The organism is Mixta sp. Marseille-Q2659, from assembly GCF_940807255.1.
Classification (GTDB): domain Bacteria; phylum Pseudomonadota; class Gammaproteobacteria; order Enterobacterales; family Enterobacteriaceae; genus Mixta.
The window spans coordinates 24,429-40,758 of the sequence record NZ_CALNWY010000010.1 but is presented as its reverse complement, the minus strand read 5'-3'; the positions used below and the strand labels follow the sequence as shown (position 1 = coordinate 40,758).

General features: G+C 48.7%; 20 protein-coding genes, 2 tRNA genes and 1 pseudogene. 14 read left to right on the top strand and 9 right to left on the bottom strand.

Annotated features, from left to right (window positions below; all coding sequences use genetic code 11):
* Nucleotides 1–135: 135 nt before the first annotated feature.
* Nucleotides 136–504, bottom strand: coding sequence for a hypothetical protein (locus tag P3C52_RS09460; protein WP_275554762.1), 369 nt, complete (start codon nucleotides 502–504; stop codon nucleotides 136–138).
* Nucleotides 505–810: 306 nt separating this feature from the next.
* Between P3C52_RS09460 and P3C52_RS09455 the strand changes: the two genes are divergently transcribed.
* The 8 genes and pseudogenes from P3C52_RS09455 to P3C52_RS09420 all read left to right on the top strand — a co-directional run bounded on the left by P3C52_RS09455 (nucleotide 811) and on the right by P3C52_RS09420 (nucleotide 6,341).
* Nucleotides 811–1,095 carry an SMR family transporter gene (locus P3C52_RS09455; RefSeq protein ID WP_275554761.1) on the top strand — a complete coding sequence of 95 codons (285 nt, stop codon included), beginning with the start codon at nucleotides 811–813 and terminating at the stop codon, nucleotides 1,093–1,095.
* A gap of 62 nt (nucleotides 1,096–1,157) precedes the next feature.
* On the top strand, nucleotides 1,158–1,487 hold the full coding sequence (locus P3C52_RS09450) for an SMR family transporter (protein ID WP_275554759.1): 330 nt from the start codon (nucleotides 1,158–1,160) through the stop codon (nucleotides 1,485–1,487).
* Between the two features lie 12 nt (nucleotides 1,488–1,499).
* Nucleotides 1,500–2,177 (top strand): annotated as a pseudogene (locus P3C52_RS09445) (pyruvate formate lyase family protein); the annotation flags it as partial.
* A gap of 74 nt (nucleotides 2,178–2,251) precedes the next feature.
* The gene (locus P3C52_RS09440; RefSeq protein WP_275554758.1) at nucleotides 2,252–2,614 is read left to right on the top strand and encodes a pyruvate formate lyase family protein; all 363 of its coding nucleotides are present in this window, start codon (nucleotides 2,252–2,254) and stop codon (nucleotides 2,612–2,614) included.
* Between the two features lie 2 nt (nucleotides 2,615–2,616).
* Nucleotides 2,617–3,876, top strand: coding sequence for a pyruvate formate lyase family protein (locus P3C52_RS09435; RefSeq protein WP_343252013.1), 1,260 nt, complete (start codon nucleotides 2,617–2,619; stop codon nucleotides 3,874–3,876).
* Entirely contained in the window at nucleotides 3,839–4,813 is a 975-nt protein-coding gene (locus tag P3C52_RS09430; protein ID WP_275554757.1) for a glycyl-radical enzyme activating protein, read from the top strand. Before P3C52_RS09435 ends, P3C52_RS09430 begins: the two co-directional genes overlap by 38 nt.
* Nucleotides 4,814–5,094: 281 nt before the next feature.
* A complete protein-coding gene (locus P3C52_RS09425) occupies nucleotides 5,095–5,865 on the top strand; it encodes a winged helix-turn-helix domain-containing protein (RefSeq protein WP_275554756.1) in 771 nt (256 codons plus the stop codon).
* A complete protein-coding gene (locus P3C52_RS09420) occupies nucleotides 5,862–6,341 on the top strand; it encodes a hypothetical protein (protein WP_275554755.1) in 480 nt (159 codons plus the stop codon). Before P3C52_RS09425 ends, P3C52_RS09420 begins: the two co-directional genes overlap by 4 nt.
* A 101-nt stretch (nucleotides 6,342–6,442) precedes the next feature.
* On the opposite strand, the gene P3C52_RS09415 is transcribed toward P3C52_RS09420, so the two are convergent.
* The 6 genes from P3C52_RS09415 to P3C52_RS09390 all read right to left on the bottom strand — a co-directional run bounded on the left by P3C52_RS09415 (nucleotide 6,443) and on the right by P3C52_RS09390 (nucleotide 11,170).
* On the bottom strand, nucleotides 6,443–6,661 hold the full coding sequence (locus P3C52_RS09415; RefSeq protein WP_275554754.1) for a YgdI/YgdR family lipoprotein: 219 nt from the start codon (nucleotides 6,659–6,661) through the stop codon (nucleotides 6,443–6,445).
* 294 nt (nucleotides 6,662–6,955) lie between these two features.
* Nucleotides 6,956–7,771, bottom strand: coding sequence for a PhzF family phenazine biosynthesis protein (locus tag P3C52_RS09410; protein ID WP_275554753.1), 816 nt, complete (start codon nucleotides 7,769–7,771; stop codon nucleotides 6,956–6,958).
* Entirely contained in the window at nucleotides 7,761–8,426 is a 666-nt protein-coding gene (locus tag P3C52_RS09405; protein WP_275554752.1) for a PAS domain-containing protein, read from the bottom strand. The genes P3C52_RS09410 and P3C52_RS09405 overlap by 11 nt, the downstream gene beginning before the upstream one ends.
* Before the next feature lie 294 nt (nucleotides 8,427–8,720).
* Nucleotides 8,721–10,466, bottom strand: coding sequence for a bifunctional glucose-1-phosphatase/inositol phosphatase (agp, locus tag P3C52_RS09400; protein ID WP_275554751.1), 1,746 nt, complete (start codon nucleotides 10,464–10,466; stop codon nucleotides 8,721–8,723).
* Nucleotides 10,467–10,792: 326 nt separating this feature from the next.
* Nucleotides 10,793–10,880, bottom strand: a tRNA-Ser gene (locus tag P3C52_RS09395).
* Nucleotides 10,881–11,083: 203 nt separating this feature from the next.
* Nucleotides 11,084–11,170: transfer RNA gene (locus P3C52_RS09390), tRNA-Ser, on the bottom strand.
* Nucleotides 11,171–11,389: 219 nt separating this feature from the next.
* On the opposite strand from P3C52_RS09390, the gene yccA reads away from it, so the two are divergent.
* Nucleotides 11,390–12,049, top strand: a complete 660-nt coding sequence (yccA, locus tag P3C52_RS09385) for an FtsH protease modulator YccA (protein ID WP_275554750.1) — start codon at nucleotides 11,390–11,392, stop codon at nucleotides 12,047–12,049.
* A gap of 110 nt (nucleotides 12,050–12,159) precedes the next feature.
* The gene (gene tusE / locus P3C52_RS09380; RefSeq protein WP_275554749.1) at nucleotides 12,160–12,486 is read left to right on the top strand and encodes a sulfurtransferase TusE; all 327 of its coding nucleotides are present in this window, start codon (nucleotides 12,160–12,162) and stop codon (nucleotides 12,484–12,486) included.
* A 21-nt stretch (nucleotides 12,487–12,507) separates the two neighbouring features.
* Here the strand turns inward: tusE and yccX are convergent, their stop codons facing one another.
* Nucleotides 12,508–12,786, bottom strand: coding sequence for an acylphosphatase (gene yccX, locus P3C52_RS09375; protein WP_275554748.1), 279 nt, complete (start codon nucleotides 12,784–12,786; stop codon nucleotides 12,508–12,510).
* A gap of 87 nt (nucleotides 12,787–12,873) precedes the next feature.
* Here yccX and rlmI point away from each other — a divergent pair, with 87 nt between their 5' ends.
* Both rlmI and hspQ read left to right on the top strand, forming a co-directional pair.
* Nucleotides 12,874–14,064, top strand: a complete 1,191-nt coding sequence (gene rlmI, locus P3C52_RS09370) for a 23S rRNA (cytosine(1962)-C(5))-methyltransferase RlmI (RefSeq protein ID WP_275554747.1) — start codon at nucleotides 12,874–12,876, stop codon at nucleotides 14,062–14,064.
* A 63-nt stretch (nucleotides 14,065–14,127) separates the two neighbouring features.
* A complete protein-coding gene (gene hspQ, locus P3C52_RS09365; RefSeq protein WP_275554746.1) occupies nucleotides 14,128–14,445 on the top strand; it encodes a heat shock protein HspQ in 318 nt (105 codons plus the stop codon).
* A 67-nt stretch (nucleotides 14,446–14,512) separates the two neighbouring features.
* Here hspQ and P3C52_RS09360 read toward each other — a convergent pair whose 3' ends face one another.
* Nucleotides 14,513–14,938, bottom strand: a complete 426-nt coding sequence (locus tag P3C52_RS09360) for a CoA-binding protein (RefSeq protein ID WP_275554745.1) — start codon at nucleotides 14,936–14,938, stop codon at nucleotides 14,513–14,515.
* 188 nt (nucleotides 14,939–15,126) lie between these two features.
* On the opposite strand from P3C52_RS09360, the gene P3C52_RS09355 reads away from it, so the two are divergent.
* Nucleotides 15,127–15,777 carry a DUF2057 family protein gene (locus P3C52_RS09355; protein WP_275554744.1) on the top strand — a complete coding sequence of 217 codons (651 nt, stop codon included), beginning with the start codon at nucleotides 15,127–15,129 and terminating at the stop codon, nucleotides 15,775–15,777.
* Nucleotides 15,778–15,852: 75 nt separating this feature from the next.
* Nucleotides 15,853–16,311: a methylglyoxal synthase gene (locus P3C52_RS09350; protein WP_275554743.1), complete on the top strand. Its 459-nt coding sequence runs from the start codon at nucleotides 15,853–15,855 to the stop codon at nucleotides 16,309–16,311.
* Nucleotides 16,312–16,330: the final 19 nt, after the last annotated feature.

Sequence of the window (16,330 nt, the reverse complement as noted above, 5' to 3'; positions counted from 1 at the left end):
GGGCGGTAACCAACTGCCGCTCAGGCCGCCCTGTTTCTTGCTGCAGAGTCATTAACGTTTATAGCCAAAACCGCCGCTCATATCGTTAAGGTGATAGTAGCGGCGATCTTGATAATAACAGTCTCTCTTGCTCCGTTATGCATCACAGCGTTTAGCAACCCGTTTGCCCACGTTAAACACTTCTTTATTTGCCGCATCCAGAGAAGCAAGTATCCCCACATTAAGGGGATACCTTGGATCAATAGTAAAGCGCGCCACTTCTTCATTATGATGATAAATAAAAAACGCATTTATTTCATCGCTATGCGGCCACCCTGTTTCCATCTCATAATTCTCTTGTTTTAATTCGCGCGTAAAACAGATGTAGATCGCATAAGGGTTAGATTTAATATAGAAAGGTTGATACAGGCCATTATCTCCATAAGGATGAGGTCCATATCGATGGTTTATTTCCGCACAGCCCGTAATCAGCAACAAACTTAAAAGCAAAACAATATATTTCATAGCGCCCTCTGTTACGTAACTTCTTTAAACGACGGCATAACATATGCGTAAAGGCGTCGTTAAAAAACATCACGGGAAGTTTATTTATCACGCTAATAATAATGCAAGAAATGGTTTATTCACGCAAGATCGAGGCAATACAAATTCATAAATATATAAACCTATAATAAAAATAAAATTCAGAACAAAAAACTAAAAATTTAAATATTCACAATTTAAATTGCCGTCATTCATTTTTTTTGTTTCATTAATCCTGCACAGAGCATCTCAGAGAGGTGCTGAGCTTCGTTAATAAAGGGAATGACCATGATGTTAAACAACACCTGGCTAAAGCTGGCGCTGGCGGTAATTGTTGAAATTTTTGCCACCACCATGCTGGTTACTTCAGATGGGTTTACTTATTTATTACCAGGCCTGCTCGCAATTGCAGGTTATGGCGTGTGCTATTACCTGCTGACTTATGTTACCCGCAGTCTGCATCTTGGCGTGGCTTATGCCATTTGGTCTGGTGCCGGAATTGTAGCAGTTAATATGATTGGTATGTGGTTTTTTGATACGCCGGTTAATAGTATCAGATCGGCTGGCATGTGAATGATTATTGCCGGCATCGCCATTATTAGCTGCGCGGAAAAATATAAAAAGATGGAAGCATTATGATTCATATTATACTCATCAGTACCATGTGGATTTTTATCGCCATTCTTACTGAAGTATTCGGAACGGCTCTGTTACCTAAAACCCAACATTTTCGCCGATTAATACCCACCGTTATTTGCGCCCTGAGCTATATCATTTGCTTTTATGCGCTTTCTCAGACGATGACATTAGTTACGCCGGGCATCGCCTATGCCATCTGGTGTGGCCTGGGTACGGTATTAATTACCGTCGTCAGTACGCTTTATTATGGTATTCACACCACTATTTTCGAAAAAACAGGCATTGCATTTATCCTCAGCGGCACGATTTTAATGGGTCTTTCATAAAGGAGAGATAACGTGGGCAAAGTATTTAACGATCGTATTACCTTTCTCAGAGAGCAATATTTCAAAGCGAAACCCTTTATCTCCGTTTCAAGGGCGCAGACAGTCACTGAAGTCTATAAAAATAACCCTGGTCTGGATCTTATTACGTTACGGGCGTTGGCTTTTCGACGCGCCTGCGAGCGGGCTCCCTTATGGATAGGCGAACGGGAACTTATTATCAGCCATCCTGCTGGCGGTCCACGCGGGGGAGAAATTTCTCCCGAAATCAGCTGGCGCTGGGTTGCAGAAGAACTGGACACCATGAGCCAGCGCAAACAAGATCCCTATCACATCAGTGATAAAGCTAAACGCATCCTTAAAGAAGAGGTGTTTCCATACTGGCGCGGGCGTTCGCTGGATGAAATAGCTGAAACGCGATTAAAACATGCTGGCCTGTGGGAATGGTGCCACGATCACGAGATATGCGATGTAACAATAAAAACGCAGAATGGCGGCGGAGATGCCTGCCCCGGCTACGATACATTTTTGCTGACAGAAGGTATGGGAGGCTTACGTAACAAGGCGATCCATGCGTTAGAAGGACTCAATATGACCTGTGCGGAAGATATTGAGCGCCATCACTTTTATTTAGCAATGAAGCATACCTGCGACGCCGTCATCAATTATGCGCATCGCTACAGTGATTACGCCATTCAGCTTGCCGCAAATGAAGCCGATCCGCAGCGTAAAAAAGAGCTGATCAAGCTGCAGCTATTTGCCGCTACGTGCCGGAGCATGCGCCGCGCACCTTTCATGAGGCGCTGCAATCCGTATGGTTTGTGCAATCACTATTTTGTCTGGAGGAAAACCAGACCGGTATTTCTCTCGGGCGGGTCGATCAATATCTTTGGCCGTTCCTGGAACGCGATTTGGCCAACGGCGAACTTACTAATGAACAAGCGGAAGAACTGCTCTGCTGCTGGATGATAAAAATGGCGGAAAGCCTGTGGATCTGCAGCGAGTCAACAGCCAGGTATTTTGCGGGGTATCAGCCGTTTATTAATATGGTTGTTGGCGGGCAAAAACGCGAAGGCGGCGATGCCACTAATCCGCTGACCATGATGGTGATGGCTGTTCGCGTAAGTTAAAGATTTATCAGCCCAGCCTTGCCGTACGTATTCATAATCAGTCTCCGTGGTCCTACTTGCGTGAAATTGTTGAAGTAATCCGTAACGGAACGGGATTCCCCGCCTGCCATTTCGATGATGCCCACATCAAAATGATGCTACGTAAAGGATTTGATTATGACGATGCGCGCGACTACTGCCTGATGGGCTGTGTTGAACCGCAAAAGTCCGGGAAAATTTATCAGTGGACCTCGGTAGGTTACACCACTTTTACGCGCGCGCTGGAACTGGTTTTTAGCAATGGTTTAAGTGCCGGCGGTGAACGTCTGGGCCCACAGACCGGCGATCTGGCCGACCTGACAAGCTACGCGGCTTTTGAATCCGCAGTAAAACAGCAGCTGTCGGCAATGACGGCAAAAGCTGCGCAAATCACCCTGATTGTGCAAAAGCTGCATCGCCAGTATTTGCCTAAGCCACTTATATCATGCCTGATTGAAGGCTGCATGGAGCAAGGCCGCGATGTCACTGCCGGCGGCGCACGTTTTAACAACGGCCCCGGACTGATCTGGACCGGCCTGGCAGATTTGGCCAATGCGTTAATGGCGGTCAAAACGGTGGTGTACGAACAGCGACGGGCGAACCTGCGTGAAATGGCCGATGCGCTGAAAGCTAATTTCAACGGTTATGAAGCGCTCCGCCGCGCCTGCCAGCAGGCGTCTAAATATGGCAACGACATTAACGAAGTGGATGACCTGGCCCGCTCCATTATTCACTTTACGGAGCAGGAACATCGCCGTTATCGCATGCTTTACGGCCCTTTTACTCATGGGACGCTTTCTATTTCCAACAATACGCCGTTTGGTATGGCAACCGGGGCGCTACCAAGCGGCAGGCTGGCTGGCAAACCGCTTGCGGATGGTATCAGTCCATCACAGCAAACGGATATTAACGGACCAACGGCGATCATTAATTCCGTCAGCAAGCTTAATGTCGAAGAGATGGAAATCGGCATGGTACACAATCTCAAGCTGATGTATGGGCTGCTGGAAACCGAGCAAGGTATCAATCAGCTGATTAACCTGCTTCGTACCGCCAGTATGCTTGGCAACGCACAAATGCAGTTCAGCTACGTTGATAACGAAGAGCTGAAGCGCGCCCAGGCACGACCGGAAGAGTATCCAAATTTGATGATTCGCGTAGCGGGTTATAGTGCTTTCTTTGTTGAATTAAGCCGTGAGGTGCAGGATGAAATTATCAGCCGAACCGTGCAGCACACTTACTAAGCCGCTAACGGGTTCTATTTTTAACATTCAGCGTTTTTCGCTGCATGACGGCCCCGGCATTCGTACCGTGGTATTTTTTAAAGGCTGTCTGATGCGCTGCGGCTGGTGCGCTAATCCAGAAGGATTGCGTCAGGAAATTGATATTTTCTGGCGTGCCGACAACTGCCTGCATTGCGGCAGCTGCATTGATAGCTGTCCAAATAATATTCATCAACGTCACGGCGAACGCCATGTCATCAACCGCATGGCGACTTGTAACGGCTGCCTTCTTTGTGAAGAAACATGTCCGGTACAGGCGCTGAAAGTAGTTGGAAAATGGATGACGCTGGATGCGGTGCATCATGAGGTGTTGAAGGATCTGCCCTACTACCTTACCTCAGGCGGTGGCGTCACACTCAGCGGCGGAGAGGTTATGCTTCAGCCCGCCTTTGCCAGGGCGTTATTGCAAAGGCTACGCCTCGAAGGGATCCATACCACCGTTGAAACGGCGGGTTTCGCATCCTGGGCGTCGGTAAAGCAGGTCTGTATGGCGACCGATTTGATCCTTTACGATCTGAAGCTGGCGGATGAGGGCTTGCACCGGCGTTATACCGGCGTCAGTAATGTGCGCATTCTGCGTAACCTTGAAAAATTGTTAACGCTCAATATTCCATTACGCCTGCGTATTCCGGTGATCCCCGGCGTTAACGATACGGGGGAAGAGATGACAAACATTCTGAACCTCATTGCCAGCATGACAGCGGGAAAACCTGGGTTTCAGGGAATAGATTTGCTGCCCTGGCATGCGTTCGGTGTGCAAAAATATTCACTGTTGGGGCTTGAACATCCTGCAAAAGAATACCTGTCAGGGCAAAGTAAAAAAAGCAGTGAAATTTTTCTACAAGCAGCAAGCTCAAAGGGACTACCCGTTATCCTTTCGGATAGCTTAATTGGATAAACCAAATAAGAAGCAAAACCATGGTAATAAGAACGTACGGATTAACAACGTTAATAATGATTATAGCGAGCATTATCATTTTCCTGGCTTTGATTGGATAATGTTTACAACGCTTTTCATTTAAATAACAAAATCACCTTCAATAATTTAACTATTACTTGCAAGTTTGCAAAATAATCAGCCTATAATAAAATATTATGAATCGTAATAATTTATCTCGAAAAAAAGGATAGCCATGATATAATTTTTCGCCAGACGTTTTCATATTCGGCGCTTCCTCTATGAATTTTTTAATTTCGGAGAAGATACTTTTCAATCCAGAGGATGGATCACTGACTCACTGCGAAACGAATGACACGGTGCAATTAACCCTGACGGCTAGCCGGATATTTACCGCCTTATTAATGGCAAAAAATGGGTTATTAGAACGTGAGCAGTTGCTAAAAGAAGTTTGGGACGATTATGGGCTGCAGAGTTCTAACAGCAGCCTGAATCAATATATCAGTATCTTACGCCGTGCTTTATCCCGATTCGGCTGCGCGGAACTTATCATCACCGTACCGAAAATGGGCTTCAGATTAAATCCAGAAGTAAATATTTGCCCGCAGGAAATATTCACGCTTCCTGTTTCAGATATATCTGCGCCGCAACATGCGTCAAAAAAGACCCGTTTATCAGGTCAGCGCTTGAATTCGATAACCCTGTTGCTGGCTCTGATATGCGGCGTTTCGTTAATGCTTTTTTATTTCATTTTACCCGCGCAAGCCAATCATTATGCACTCTATGGCGATCGTTTAAATGCTGGCTGCAACCTTGTTTTTATGAAAGATTTTAATAAAAACGCCCGAAAAGTTGCGAAAACGCATATTAGCGCTATTCTGCAAGATAATCAGGCCGCCTGCGGACCCGAAAAGAAAATCATATTTGACAGTAATGACTCATTTACATCGCAAAGCGCCGGCCGAACGCTGTTAGCGTTATGTACTGTCGGTGAGAATGAACAGATCATTTCCTGTGATAATTTTCATTATAATAACTGGGGTGAACCATGAAAACAGCCAGCATTAGCTTAATACTTATAGCTGTAATCATGATTTGCTTTGCCGCTGTATATAACCATATGCATAGCGTCAATACCTTCAAGTGTACAAGCCAATCCCGCTATCACATTGCAAAAAACGACGCAGACTATAATTTCTATCTTACCCAAACGCTTCAACTCTATAAGGACAATACGGGATTTATCTCATTTAATGGTAAAGCAATACATGACGGCGCTGTAGAAAATGTTAATCGAAAAGTTTTGCTAAGCGATGGTTTTCAGATAGATAACTATACGCTGAAATATCATAATGCCGGCATGCGAAAACTTGCGACAGATAGTATAAGCAACGACACGTTTCAAATTTTATTTACTGAATTCAGCAACGATGAGTCGACATTAATCTTAGAACGTAAGCATATCGATCATAACGCCTGGCTTATTGGCAACCCGGACGTATGGGTGCTTACCTGCGTTGAATACTAACGTTTCGCTACTGTCCTGCTGAACAGGCGCAGCCAACGATTATCATAAGCCGTTCAATAAAAAAGCTGGTTATCATAACCAGCTTTTTTATTGAACGGCTTTTATTTTTCAATCATCTGTACAATTTCATTACGATTGATCGCATACTCGTTTCCGGCAGTATCCTCATACGAAACGAGGCCGGTATCGTCATCAATTTCAGGTTTGCCATTGGTAATAATCATATCACCATTTTTCTTTTGGATAACATAATCACTTGAGCAACCCGTCACGCTGACACTTAATAAAGCCAGCGCGAAAACTGCAATAATTTTTTTCATAAAACCATCTGTCAGGAAATTTACTTATCTATATCAGTCAGGATTGTTAACGAAAAACCCCAAACTGTGCCAGCAATAAAACCGCATAAATCAACAGAATTAAAAAAATCGTTCCGCCTACAATCTCCTCTCAAATAGCGTTGCCTTTTCATGTGTCTTACTGATATTTTCACAGAGCATTACGTCTCCTTAATTTTAAAAATTGTGATGACCACTCCCACCCAAAGTTTAATCGGACGCTATAAAAATATAATTTTTTTACGCAGAAATTTTGTTGTTATTATAAAAACATCGTTAAATAAAAATCGCACCTTTAATAATTAAGCGCGCTTCACCGCAAAGCTCAATACGCTCGTTGTCTTTTATCCGGCAAATGATTTCACCTTTTCGCTTACCGCCCTGCTGGGCATATAATTCTTTTTTGCCTAATTTTTCTGACCATAAACAGGCAAGAAAAGTATGCGCTGAACCGGTTACCGGATCTTCATTAACGCCAACCTGCGGCCCAAACCAGCGAGAACGAAAATCAAAATTTGTCGATGGACAGGAAACCACTATGCCACGAGTAGCAAAACGTTCAAGTAAAGCGAAGTTGGGAGAAAGAGAATCCAAGAGTTTTTCATCGTCAATAAGCACAACGATATCCGCAGCCTGCCATATTTCCGCTGGCACACTTTCAATACCAAGGGCAGCCTTCAGGCCCTGAGGTTGGTCAATTTTTACGGGCTTAACTAAAGGGAAGTCCAGTTCATAACTTTCACCTTTGCGTTTAACCGTCAGTACACCGCTTCGGGTATGAAAACGAATAACTTTATCGGTCAAATGATATTGCGTGAAGAGTACAAAGGCCGCTGCGAGTGTCGCATGACCGCACAAATCAACTTCAACACAGGGTGTAAACCAGCGCAGCATAAAGTCTTCGCCAACTTTAACAATAAACGCCGTTTCAGAAAGGTTATTTTCCTGCGCAATATTTTGCAGCGTCGTATCATCTAACCATTTTTCCAGCACGCAGACCGCCGCAGGATTTCCAGAAAAAGGTTGGCCAGTAAAAGCATCGACCTGAAAAAAAGGAATACCGGTTTGTTGAGATGCGCTTTTATTCCTCACCCATCGCCTCCAGATCGTTATAAATTGTGTAACGCGTGACGCCCAGCGCATCAGCAACCTGCTGAACTCCCCCTTTCATTTTGAAAATTCCTCTGCTGCGAATCTCCTCAATAATCTTTAACCGCTGTGCTTTCTGAATTTTCTTCCCTGATATAATGTGACGGCCAATAACGTCCTGAATGGTATCGCTAATAATAGTGTTCAGGCTCAGCTCTTTTTTATCATTCGCCGCGGGTACGGTATGGGTTAATAATTCAAGCCCTTTGCGAATATGTTCATAAGCAGAGTTATCTGTATTGATGCAGAACGCCATGAGCGGCTCGCCCTCTTCGCTAAAATAGATCGTTGATGCACTGTCGAGCAGTCGGCCTGCGGCGGTAACCGTTTTATAGTTTTTTATCACCACCGGTTGAGCATCATTTTTCCCTTTAACCAGAAGCCCGGCAAAACCATCATCCTTATCGGGACCGGCCAGTAAGCTGTCGCCTTTTTTTCTGCCGCTAATATGACCATTAATAATTTTTTGTACCGAAGCTGCTGGTGTAGTCAAATTATGCAGAACGATTTCATGATTGTTGGCTACCGTAGCAGCCATAGCATCCATTGCTGATTCAAGGATTTGCGAAAGCGCAGCTAAGGTTTCTTTCTTCTTCATGTTGTTATGATCCTCATTCTTTTTCGCCCCACTGCGTGCAGCTTATTTAGCTGCCCCAAAGGTAACATCCGCGAAAATACCCCTCCTTTGTTGAAAAATCAACTTTTTGTTGAATTTATCACAAACAGACAGAACCCAGGGCGTATAACGGCTGACTGGTTAGTTGAGTAGTTGGTTGATTGGCTGGCTGGCTGGCTGGCTGGCTGGCTGGCTGGCTGGCTGGTCAGGATCGTAAGGAATGTTGTCGCAATAAAAAAGGGAGCATCGCGCTCCCTTTTTACTCGCCCCGTAACATTAACTGGCGGCTTCAGCTTTCTGAACTGGCGCCTGCTGCGCTTTTTCTTCTGTCGCTTTTGGCTGCGCGTCAGGTTTAGCTTGCGGTTGGGTTGCAGAACCCGCTTTCTCCGCTGCCGCTTTTTCTTTTGCAGCCTGATCAGCTTCCGCCTTTGCTTTAGCGGCGGCCGCTTTCGCTTTATCCGCTTCGGCCTGCGCTTTTTCCGCTGCGGCTTTAGCATCCGCTTCCTGCGCGGCAGCCTGTTTTTCTGCGGCTTTCGTTTGCTGCGCTTTATCTACGGCAGCTTTGTCCGATGCTGCCTTGTCTGCGGCGGCGTTATCAGCAGCGCCTTTGCCATCTGCTGGTTTTTCTACAGCGGCGGCTGGTTTGTCGGCTGCGGCTTTATCAGCGTTTGCTTTATCGGCTGCGGCTTTATCAGCGTTTGCTTTATCGGCTGCGGCTTTTTCAGCGGCGGCTTTATCAGCTGCAGCTTTGTCAACAGCCGGCTGCAAAGCAGTGCCCTGAAGGGATGCGTTTAAAATGCCGCTAAACTGCTCCCACGAGCAGAAACCGTTAGCATCTGTCTGGCAGCCGTTTAGCTGTAAAGTTACCCGCTTCGGAGGATTTTTCAGGCTGAGCGCTTCCGTGTCGCGAAGCTGTTCGGCCGTCTGGTAAACATATTCAATTTTCACCAGATCTTTATCGGCTTTCGGATCGTGCCAGCGTTCAAAAACCACCTGGCCGCCAATAGGCGTCTTTTCGTACTGGCCCGGCAAGGTATAAGGTTTCACATCCAGCGCCGCCAGCAGCGAGGCGATATTGGAATCATGGCCGACCATCAGCGTCACTTTCGGCGCGGTGGCTTTATCCTGATCCACCAGCTGGCTGCGAATATAGTCAATCAGCGGTGCAGCGACCTCATGGGCGATTTCCGGCGCGGTAAACAGCGCATCCTGATAGCCGTTTTTAACCGCTGCCAACTCCTGCCACTGTTCTGGCGTTTTAATCTGTCCCCAGGCGACCTGCTCCAACGGGAATCCCTGGTAATATTGCAGCGTAAACGCATCAACCAGCGAGTTACCTATTTTCAGCGGTCCGGCAACGTTAGGCTCTTTGCCATTTTCCGCACTGAATTTATTCTGGTTATCACTGCTCAGCGCGCACTGCTTTTTGCCATCACAGGCCGATGAGTTTTTATAATCGATGATTTTTTCCAGCCGCTGGAAAGCGGGCTTCAGGCTCAGCTTTTCACCCTGCGCATTCAGCGCGGCCAACGCTTTTTTATTGAATTCTTCACTGCCGTTAGTAATCACCGGACTAAAGACAGGATCCATGGTGCCCATTTCATCCTGATGCGTAACGCTGACGTCACAGCCAGGGAAAGCACCTGCAACAAAGTATTGTGCGGTCGCTACGGTACGCTGGAGGCTGTTTGCGTAGGCAAAAACGTCATTCGGTGCCGGGCAGGCCGCTTTATCAATCAGCCCCTGCTGCGCCAGCCATTCGCGCGTATAGCGCCCCATATAGACTTCCAGTACGCCGCCTTTTGTCGTCAGCTCACCGCCAGCCACCTCCCATTGCGGCCAGCTTTTTTTGGTGACCTGCGTTAACAGACTGCCATTATCAGCCAGCGGAGCCCGCAGATTGTGTCGGCTAAGCATCAGTACCTGCTGGAGTTGCAGATCGCCATCAGCGGCCTGGGCAGAAAATCCTAAAGGTAACGCCGCAATAACCGACAATGCGCAAAGACTAAGTTTTTTGATCATTGTTACTGTTCCATTCGATCTGATGATGACTGGCTGACGCCTGACCGTAGCGCATCAGGGCCAATACTGGAGATACCCTGCCGCCCTGCGCTTCAGTCTGCGGCAGCGGATGCGGCTTCATATCGTATCAGGACTATAGCAGACACGCGACATCGCGGTTTAGTCTCATTAGCCGACTGAAAAGCAAAAGAATGTTTTCCAGCACGACGGCTTCGATAATAAAAACGCGGCAGGAGCCAAACCAGAAGAAATGCGGGAGGTAACGGCTGGTGGCGCGATGAAGCGCACATAAAAAAAGCCAGCACGCTGTGCTGGCTCTTAAAATTTGGCGGAGGAGGAGAGATTCGAACTCTCGGATGGTTTCCCATCGGCGGTTTTCAAGACCGCTGCCTTAAGCCACTCGGCCACCCCTCCGCAAGACAATCCGCAACCTGAATTGCTGACGTGTCATATTGTGCGACGAAGTCTAACGGCTTGATTCTGCTTGCGCAAGCCCCTTTAATGCAAAAAATTACTGAATGATTATTTTCGCAGCGTAACGGCGAAAACAGCGGCAAATCGCCATTTTACCCAAACGAAAACGGGCCAGCATTGCTGCTGGCCCGTTAGAAATTTAGTGGCGGAGGAGGAGAGATTCGAACTCTCGGATGGTTTCCCATCGGCGGTTTTCAAGACCGCTGCCTTAAGCCGCTCGGCCACCCTCCGCAATGAGGCGAACTATAAACACCCCTTACGGCAATGTAAATAGTTAATGCTTCCGTTCGCCTGAAAAACAGTCAACAACGCTTTGTTTGCTGGCAGAATCGCCACTCAGCTCGCAAAAACAACAGTTTCCACGCGTAAAGAAGGGTAAAACGCCTTTTCCCTTGCTGCGACGCTTCGTATGCTCTGCGCTAAGATTGTGTCCCCTGTAGAGGTGCATTATGGATCGCATTGTTTCCCGTTCTGGTACCGGTACTTCGTTACTGAGTACCCATAAAGTTTTACGTAACACCTATTTTCTGCTGGGCCTGACGCTGGCGTTCTCCGCTGCCACCGCCACCGCCAGTACCTTATTAAATCTGCCTGCGCCGGGCCTGATTCTGATGCTGGTCGGTTTCTATGGCCTGATGTTTTTAACCTATCGTCTGGCAAATAGCCCGGCTGGTATTCTGGCGGCGTTCGCTTTTACCGGTTTCCTCGGTTATAGCCTGGGGCCGATCCTGAACTCCTTCCTGTCGGCTGGCATGGGCGATGCCATCGCGCTGGCGCTGGGCGGTACGGCGCTGGTGTTCTTCTGCTGTTCGGCCTATGTGCTGACGACGCGCAAAGATATGTCGTTCCTGGGCGGGATGATGATGGCGGGCTTTGTGGTGTTGCTGGTTGCCGTTGTCGCTAACCTGTTCCTGCAGCTGCCGGCGCTGCAGTTAGCTATCAGCGCGCTATTTATTCTGTTTTCTACCGGCGCCATCCTGTGGGAAACCAGCAATATTATTCACGGCGGCGAAACGAACTATATTCGCGCCACCATTAGCCTTTATGTCTCGCTGTACAATATCTTTATCAGCCTGCTGAGCATTCTGGGCTTCTCACGTAATAACTAATTCAACCGGCACGACCGTTGATAATGAAGGCTCCGCCAGTGCGGGGCCTTATTTTTTGCCGTCATTAAGTTTGCTACTATAAGCGCCGTTTAGATAAGTGAGGCCACACCGTGCTGTTTGAAGGTAAAGAAATCGCGCGCGACGCTCAGGGCTATTTGCTGAATTCTGCCGACTGGAGCGAGGCGCTGGCGCTGCATATCGCAGCGGAAGAATCCATTGTAATGAGCGAAGCCCATTGGGAAGTCGTACATTTTGTACGTGACTTTTATCTGGAATTTAATACGTCGCCAGCGGTAAGAATGCTGGTGAAAGCGATGGCGCAGAAGCTGGGTGAAGAGAAAGGCAACAGCCGCTATCTGTTTCGCCTGTTCCCCGATGGCCCGGCTAAGCAGGCAACAAAAATAGCCGGCTTGCCTAAACCGGTGAAGTGTCTGTAACCGCAGCGGCGCTTTACTGCCTTAGCCGGTCGTAAAGCGTGCCGGAATATCCGCAGAATGATGCGGCTCGGTCAGTACCCGATCGACATGCGCGCTACGCGGTCCGCCCGCCTTTAACCACGCCAGCAGCTGATCCAACTGCTCGCTGGCGCCGCAGGCCAGTACCTCAACGCTGCCATCATCCAGATTACGCGCATAACCGGTCAGCCCAAGCTGCTGCGCCTGCATTTGCGTACTGTAACGAAACCCCACGCCCTGTACCCGACCATGAACCCAGGCTTTTATACAGCGTTGCGTCATAGCGCCTCCCTAATCCAGGCTGATTGCATTTTGCCGGTAACCACCGGACAATGTCGGCTCATTTTCCGTTGGTAAGCATAGCAAAATATGACTGTTCGATTGATTCTCGCTAAGGGACGTGAAAAATCCCTGCTCCGTCGTCACCCCTGGATTTTTTCCGGCGCCGTCGCGCGTATGGAAGGTAAGGCCCAGCGTGGTGAAACTATTGACGTTTGTGACAGCCAGGGTAAATGGCTGGCCCGCGCCGCATATTCTCCCGACTCGCAGATTCGCGCGCGCGTCTGGAGCTGGCAGCCGGACGAATCGGTCGATATCGCCTTTTTTGTACGTCGCCTGCAGGCGGCTCAGCAACTCCGCGACTGGCTGGCCGTTCGTGACGGGCTGGACAGCTATCGTTTAATCGCCGGTGAATCCGATGGCATGCCTGGCGTAACCATCGACCGTTTTGGCGCATTTCTGGTTATTCAGCTGCTTTCCGCCGGCGCGGAATATCAACGTCCGGCGATTATTTCAGCGTTGCAGCAGTGCTATCCCGACAGTGCTATCTATGATCGTTCTGATGTCACGGTGCGTAAAAAAGAGGGACTTGAGCTGACGCAGGGGCCAGTGAGCGGTGAGCTGCCGCCTGATTTATTGCCGATTAGCGAACATGGCATGAAGCTGCTGGTCGATATTCGTACCGGCCACAAAACCGGCTACTATCTGGATCAGCGCGACAGCCGCTTTGCGACCCGTCGCTATGCGCAGGATAAGCGCGTCCTTAACTGCTTCTCCTATACCGGCGGCTTTGCCGTTTCCGCCCTGCTCGGCGGCTGTCGTGAAGTGATCAGCGTCGATACCTCGCAGGCAGCGCTCGACGTCGCGCGGCAAAACGTTGAGCTGAATGGACTGGATGTCAGTAAAGCGCAGTTTGTGCGCGATGACGTTTTTAAGCTGCTGCGCAACTATCGCGACAGCGGTGAAAAGTTTGATGTTATCGTGATGGACCCGCCTAAATTCGTCGAGAATAAAAACCAGCTGGCAGGCGCCTGCCGGGGCTATAAAGACATCAATATGCTGGCGATGCAGCTGCTTAATCCCGGCGGGATGCTGCTGACCTTCTCCTGCTCAGGCCTGATGGCAACTGATTTATTTCAGAAAATCATTGCCGACGCCGCCGTAGATGCTCAGCGTGATGTACAATTTATAGAGCAGTTCCGACAGGCTGCCGATCATCCGGTTATCGCCAGCTATCCTGAAGGCCTGTATCTGAAGGGGTTTGCCTGCCGCGTGCTGTAACTTGAAAACGATGCCTTTGCCACCATATTGGTGTTCAGGGGCAATGTTTGTCAGGAGGTATTGATGATTGCCAGTAAATTTGGAATTGGTCAGCAGGTACGTCATAAAATGCTGGGTTTTCTGGGCGTGGTGGTTGATGTCGATCCTGAGTATTCGTTAGACGATCCTGATATTGAAGATGTTGGCGCGAATGAAACGTTACGAACCGCGCCCTGGTATCATGTCGTCACCGAAGACGATGACGGTGAGCCGATTCATACTTATCTTGCCGAAGCCCAGCTGTCAGGCGAGGCGCAGACGTTTCATCCCGAACAGCCTTCTTTAGATGAGCTGGCCGAGTCGATTCGTCAGCAGCTGTTGGCTCCGCGCTTACGTCATTAATAGCATGCCTGGCACGCCAGGCATCTTACCTTCCCTTTCATCGACAAGCCTGATACCACATTACCGGTCAGGCCTGTTCATTTTTGAGTAGTCCCAGCCGGGGAATTTCAATTTTTGGACAGCGATCCATTACCACGTTTAAGCCCGCTTCGCCCGCCAGTACCGCCGCCTGCTCGTTGATCACACCCTGCTGAAGCCATAAGGTTTTCGCGCCAATGGCGATCGCTTCCTGCGCCACGCCCCACGCAGCTTCTGAATTGCGAAAAACATCAACCATATCGACCGGCTCTGGAATTTCCGCCAGAGAGGCGTAGACTTTTTGTCCCAGCAAAGTCTGACCTGCCAGCTTTGGGCTGACGGGAATAACGTGGTATCCCTGTTGCAGCAGCCAGGCCATAACGCCGTAGCTGGCGCGCGTGGGCTTATCGCTGGCACCGACTAACGCAATGGTGCGGGTCGATCTCAGAACATCGGCAATCATCTGGTCGTTCATAGTTACTCCTGATGGCATTAATCCACCCATTTTAGGTGATTTATGGTTTCGGAATGAACAGGCAAGCATCATTGGCGCATTTAGCGATTCAGGGCACAAAATTATATGTTAAAATGTTAACACGCTGCCATAATGTAAGAATTTGATACATTCACTGCCGGGATTCCCGTGCGCCTTCTGGAGAAATAATGAAGCTGCGTTTGATCTGCTCAGGCATGCTTGCACTGCTGTTTGCAACATCCTGCTATGCGACTACGCTCAGGCTCGATCCTAATATCGATCTGCTGGTACTGGACGGACGCAAAATTTCAGGCTCGCTGTTAAAAGGCGCCGATGGACTGGAGTTAGATAATGGCGAACACCAGCTCTTGTTTCGCGTTGAAAAAACGCTCGCTTCTTCTCATAACAATGATAAACGCAGCTATATCTCCGCACCGTTAATCGTATCATTTGTCGCTAACGTCAAATCCATTTCCATTCGTTTGCCAGATCTGGAAAGCCAGCATGCTCGCCGCCAGTTTGATAAAACCTACGAATTTATGATGGCAGATGAAAAAGGCCAGCCGGTTAAAATCCGTCGCGATCGGCTGCCGTTGCTGAATGGACAGCAAACCGATCTGGAAAAGGCGCTGATGGTTTATAACCGCAACGGCCAGCCCGCCTCCGTGCCGCGTTTTGCGCAGCAGCCACCTTTAAGCGTACGCCAGGAAAAATTTCCGGTTGATGTTGTCGGCAACAATATGCCAGCGGAACGTCTGTTACAGCTCTGGTTTCACCAGGTTGACAGCGCCACGCGCCAGCGCCTGCTGAGTTTGATGAAAGCGCTACGGCCAAGTTGATGTTTACCGCCCGGCAGCGGTAAACTCGCGATCTGTTTTCCCTGTTTTTCACTATTTTCTCAACAGGATATATTAATGCAGCAGACCAGCCGTACCCTTGCCGAAGCAAAAACCATTGCCCTGGTGGCGCACGATCACTGCAAAACCGCGCTGCTTGAATGGGTTAGCCAACACAAAGCGCTGCTGAATGCGCACACGTTGTACGCTACCGGTACGACCGGTAATTTGATTCAGCGCGCAACCGGCCTTGAAGTTAACGCCATGTTGAGCGGCCCAATGGGCGGCGATCAACAGGTCGGCGCGCTGATCGCGGAAGGAAAAATCGATCTGCTGATTTTTTTCTGGGATCCGTTAAACGCCGTACCGCACGACCCGGATGTTAAGGCGCTGCTGCGACTGGCGACCGTCTGGAATATTCCGACCGCGACGAACCGTTCAACCGCCGATTTTATTATTCAGTCTCCGCTGTTTAACCAGCCGGTTACCATTCAAATTCCCGATTATCAAAATTATCTGCAAACGCGCCTGAAGTAAGCGCGTCCGCCAAATAACG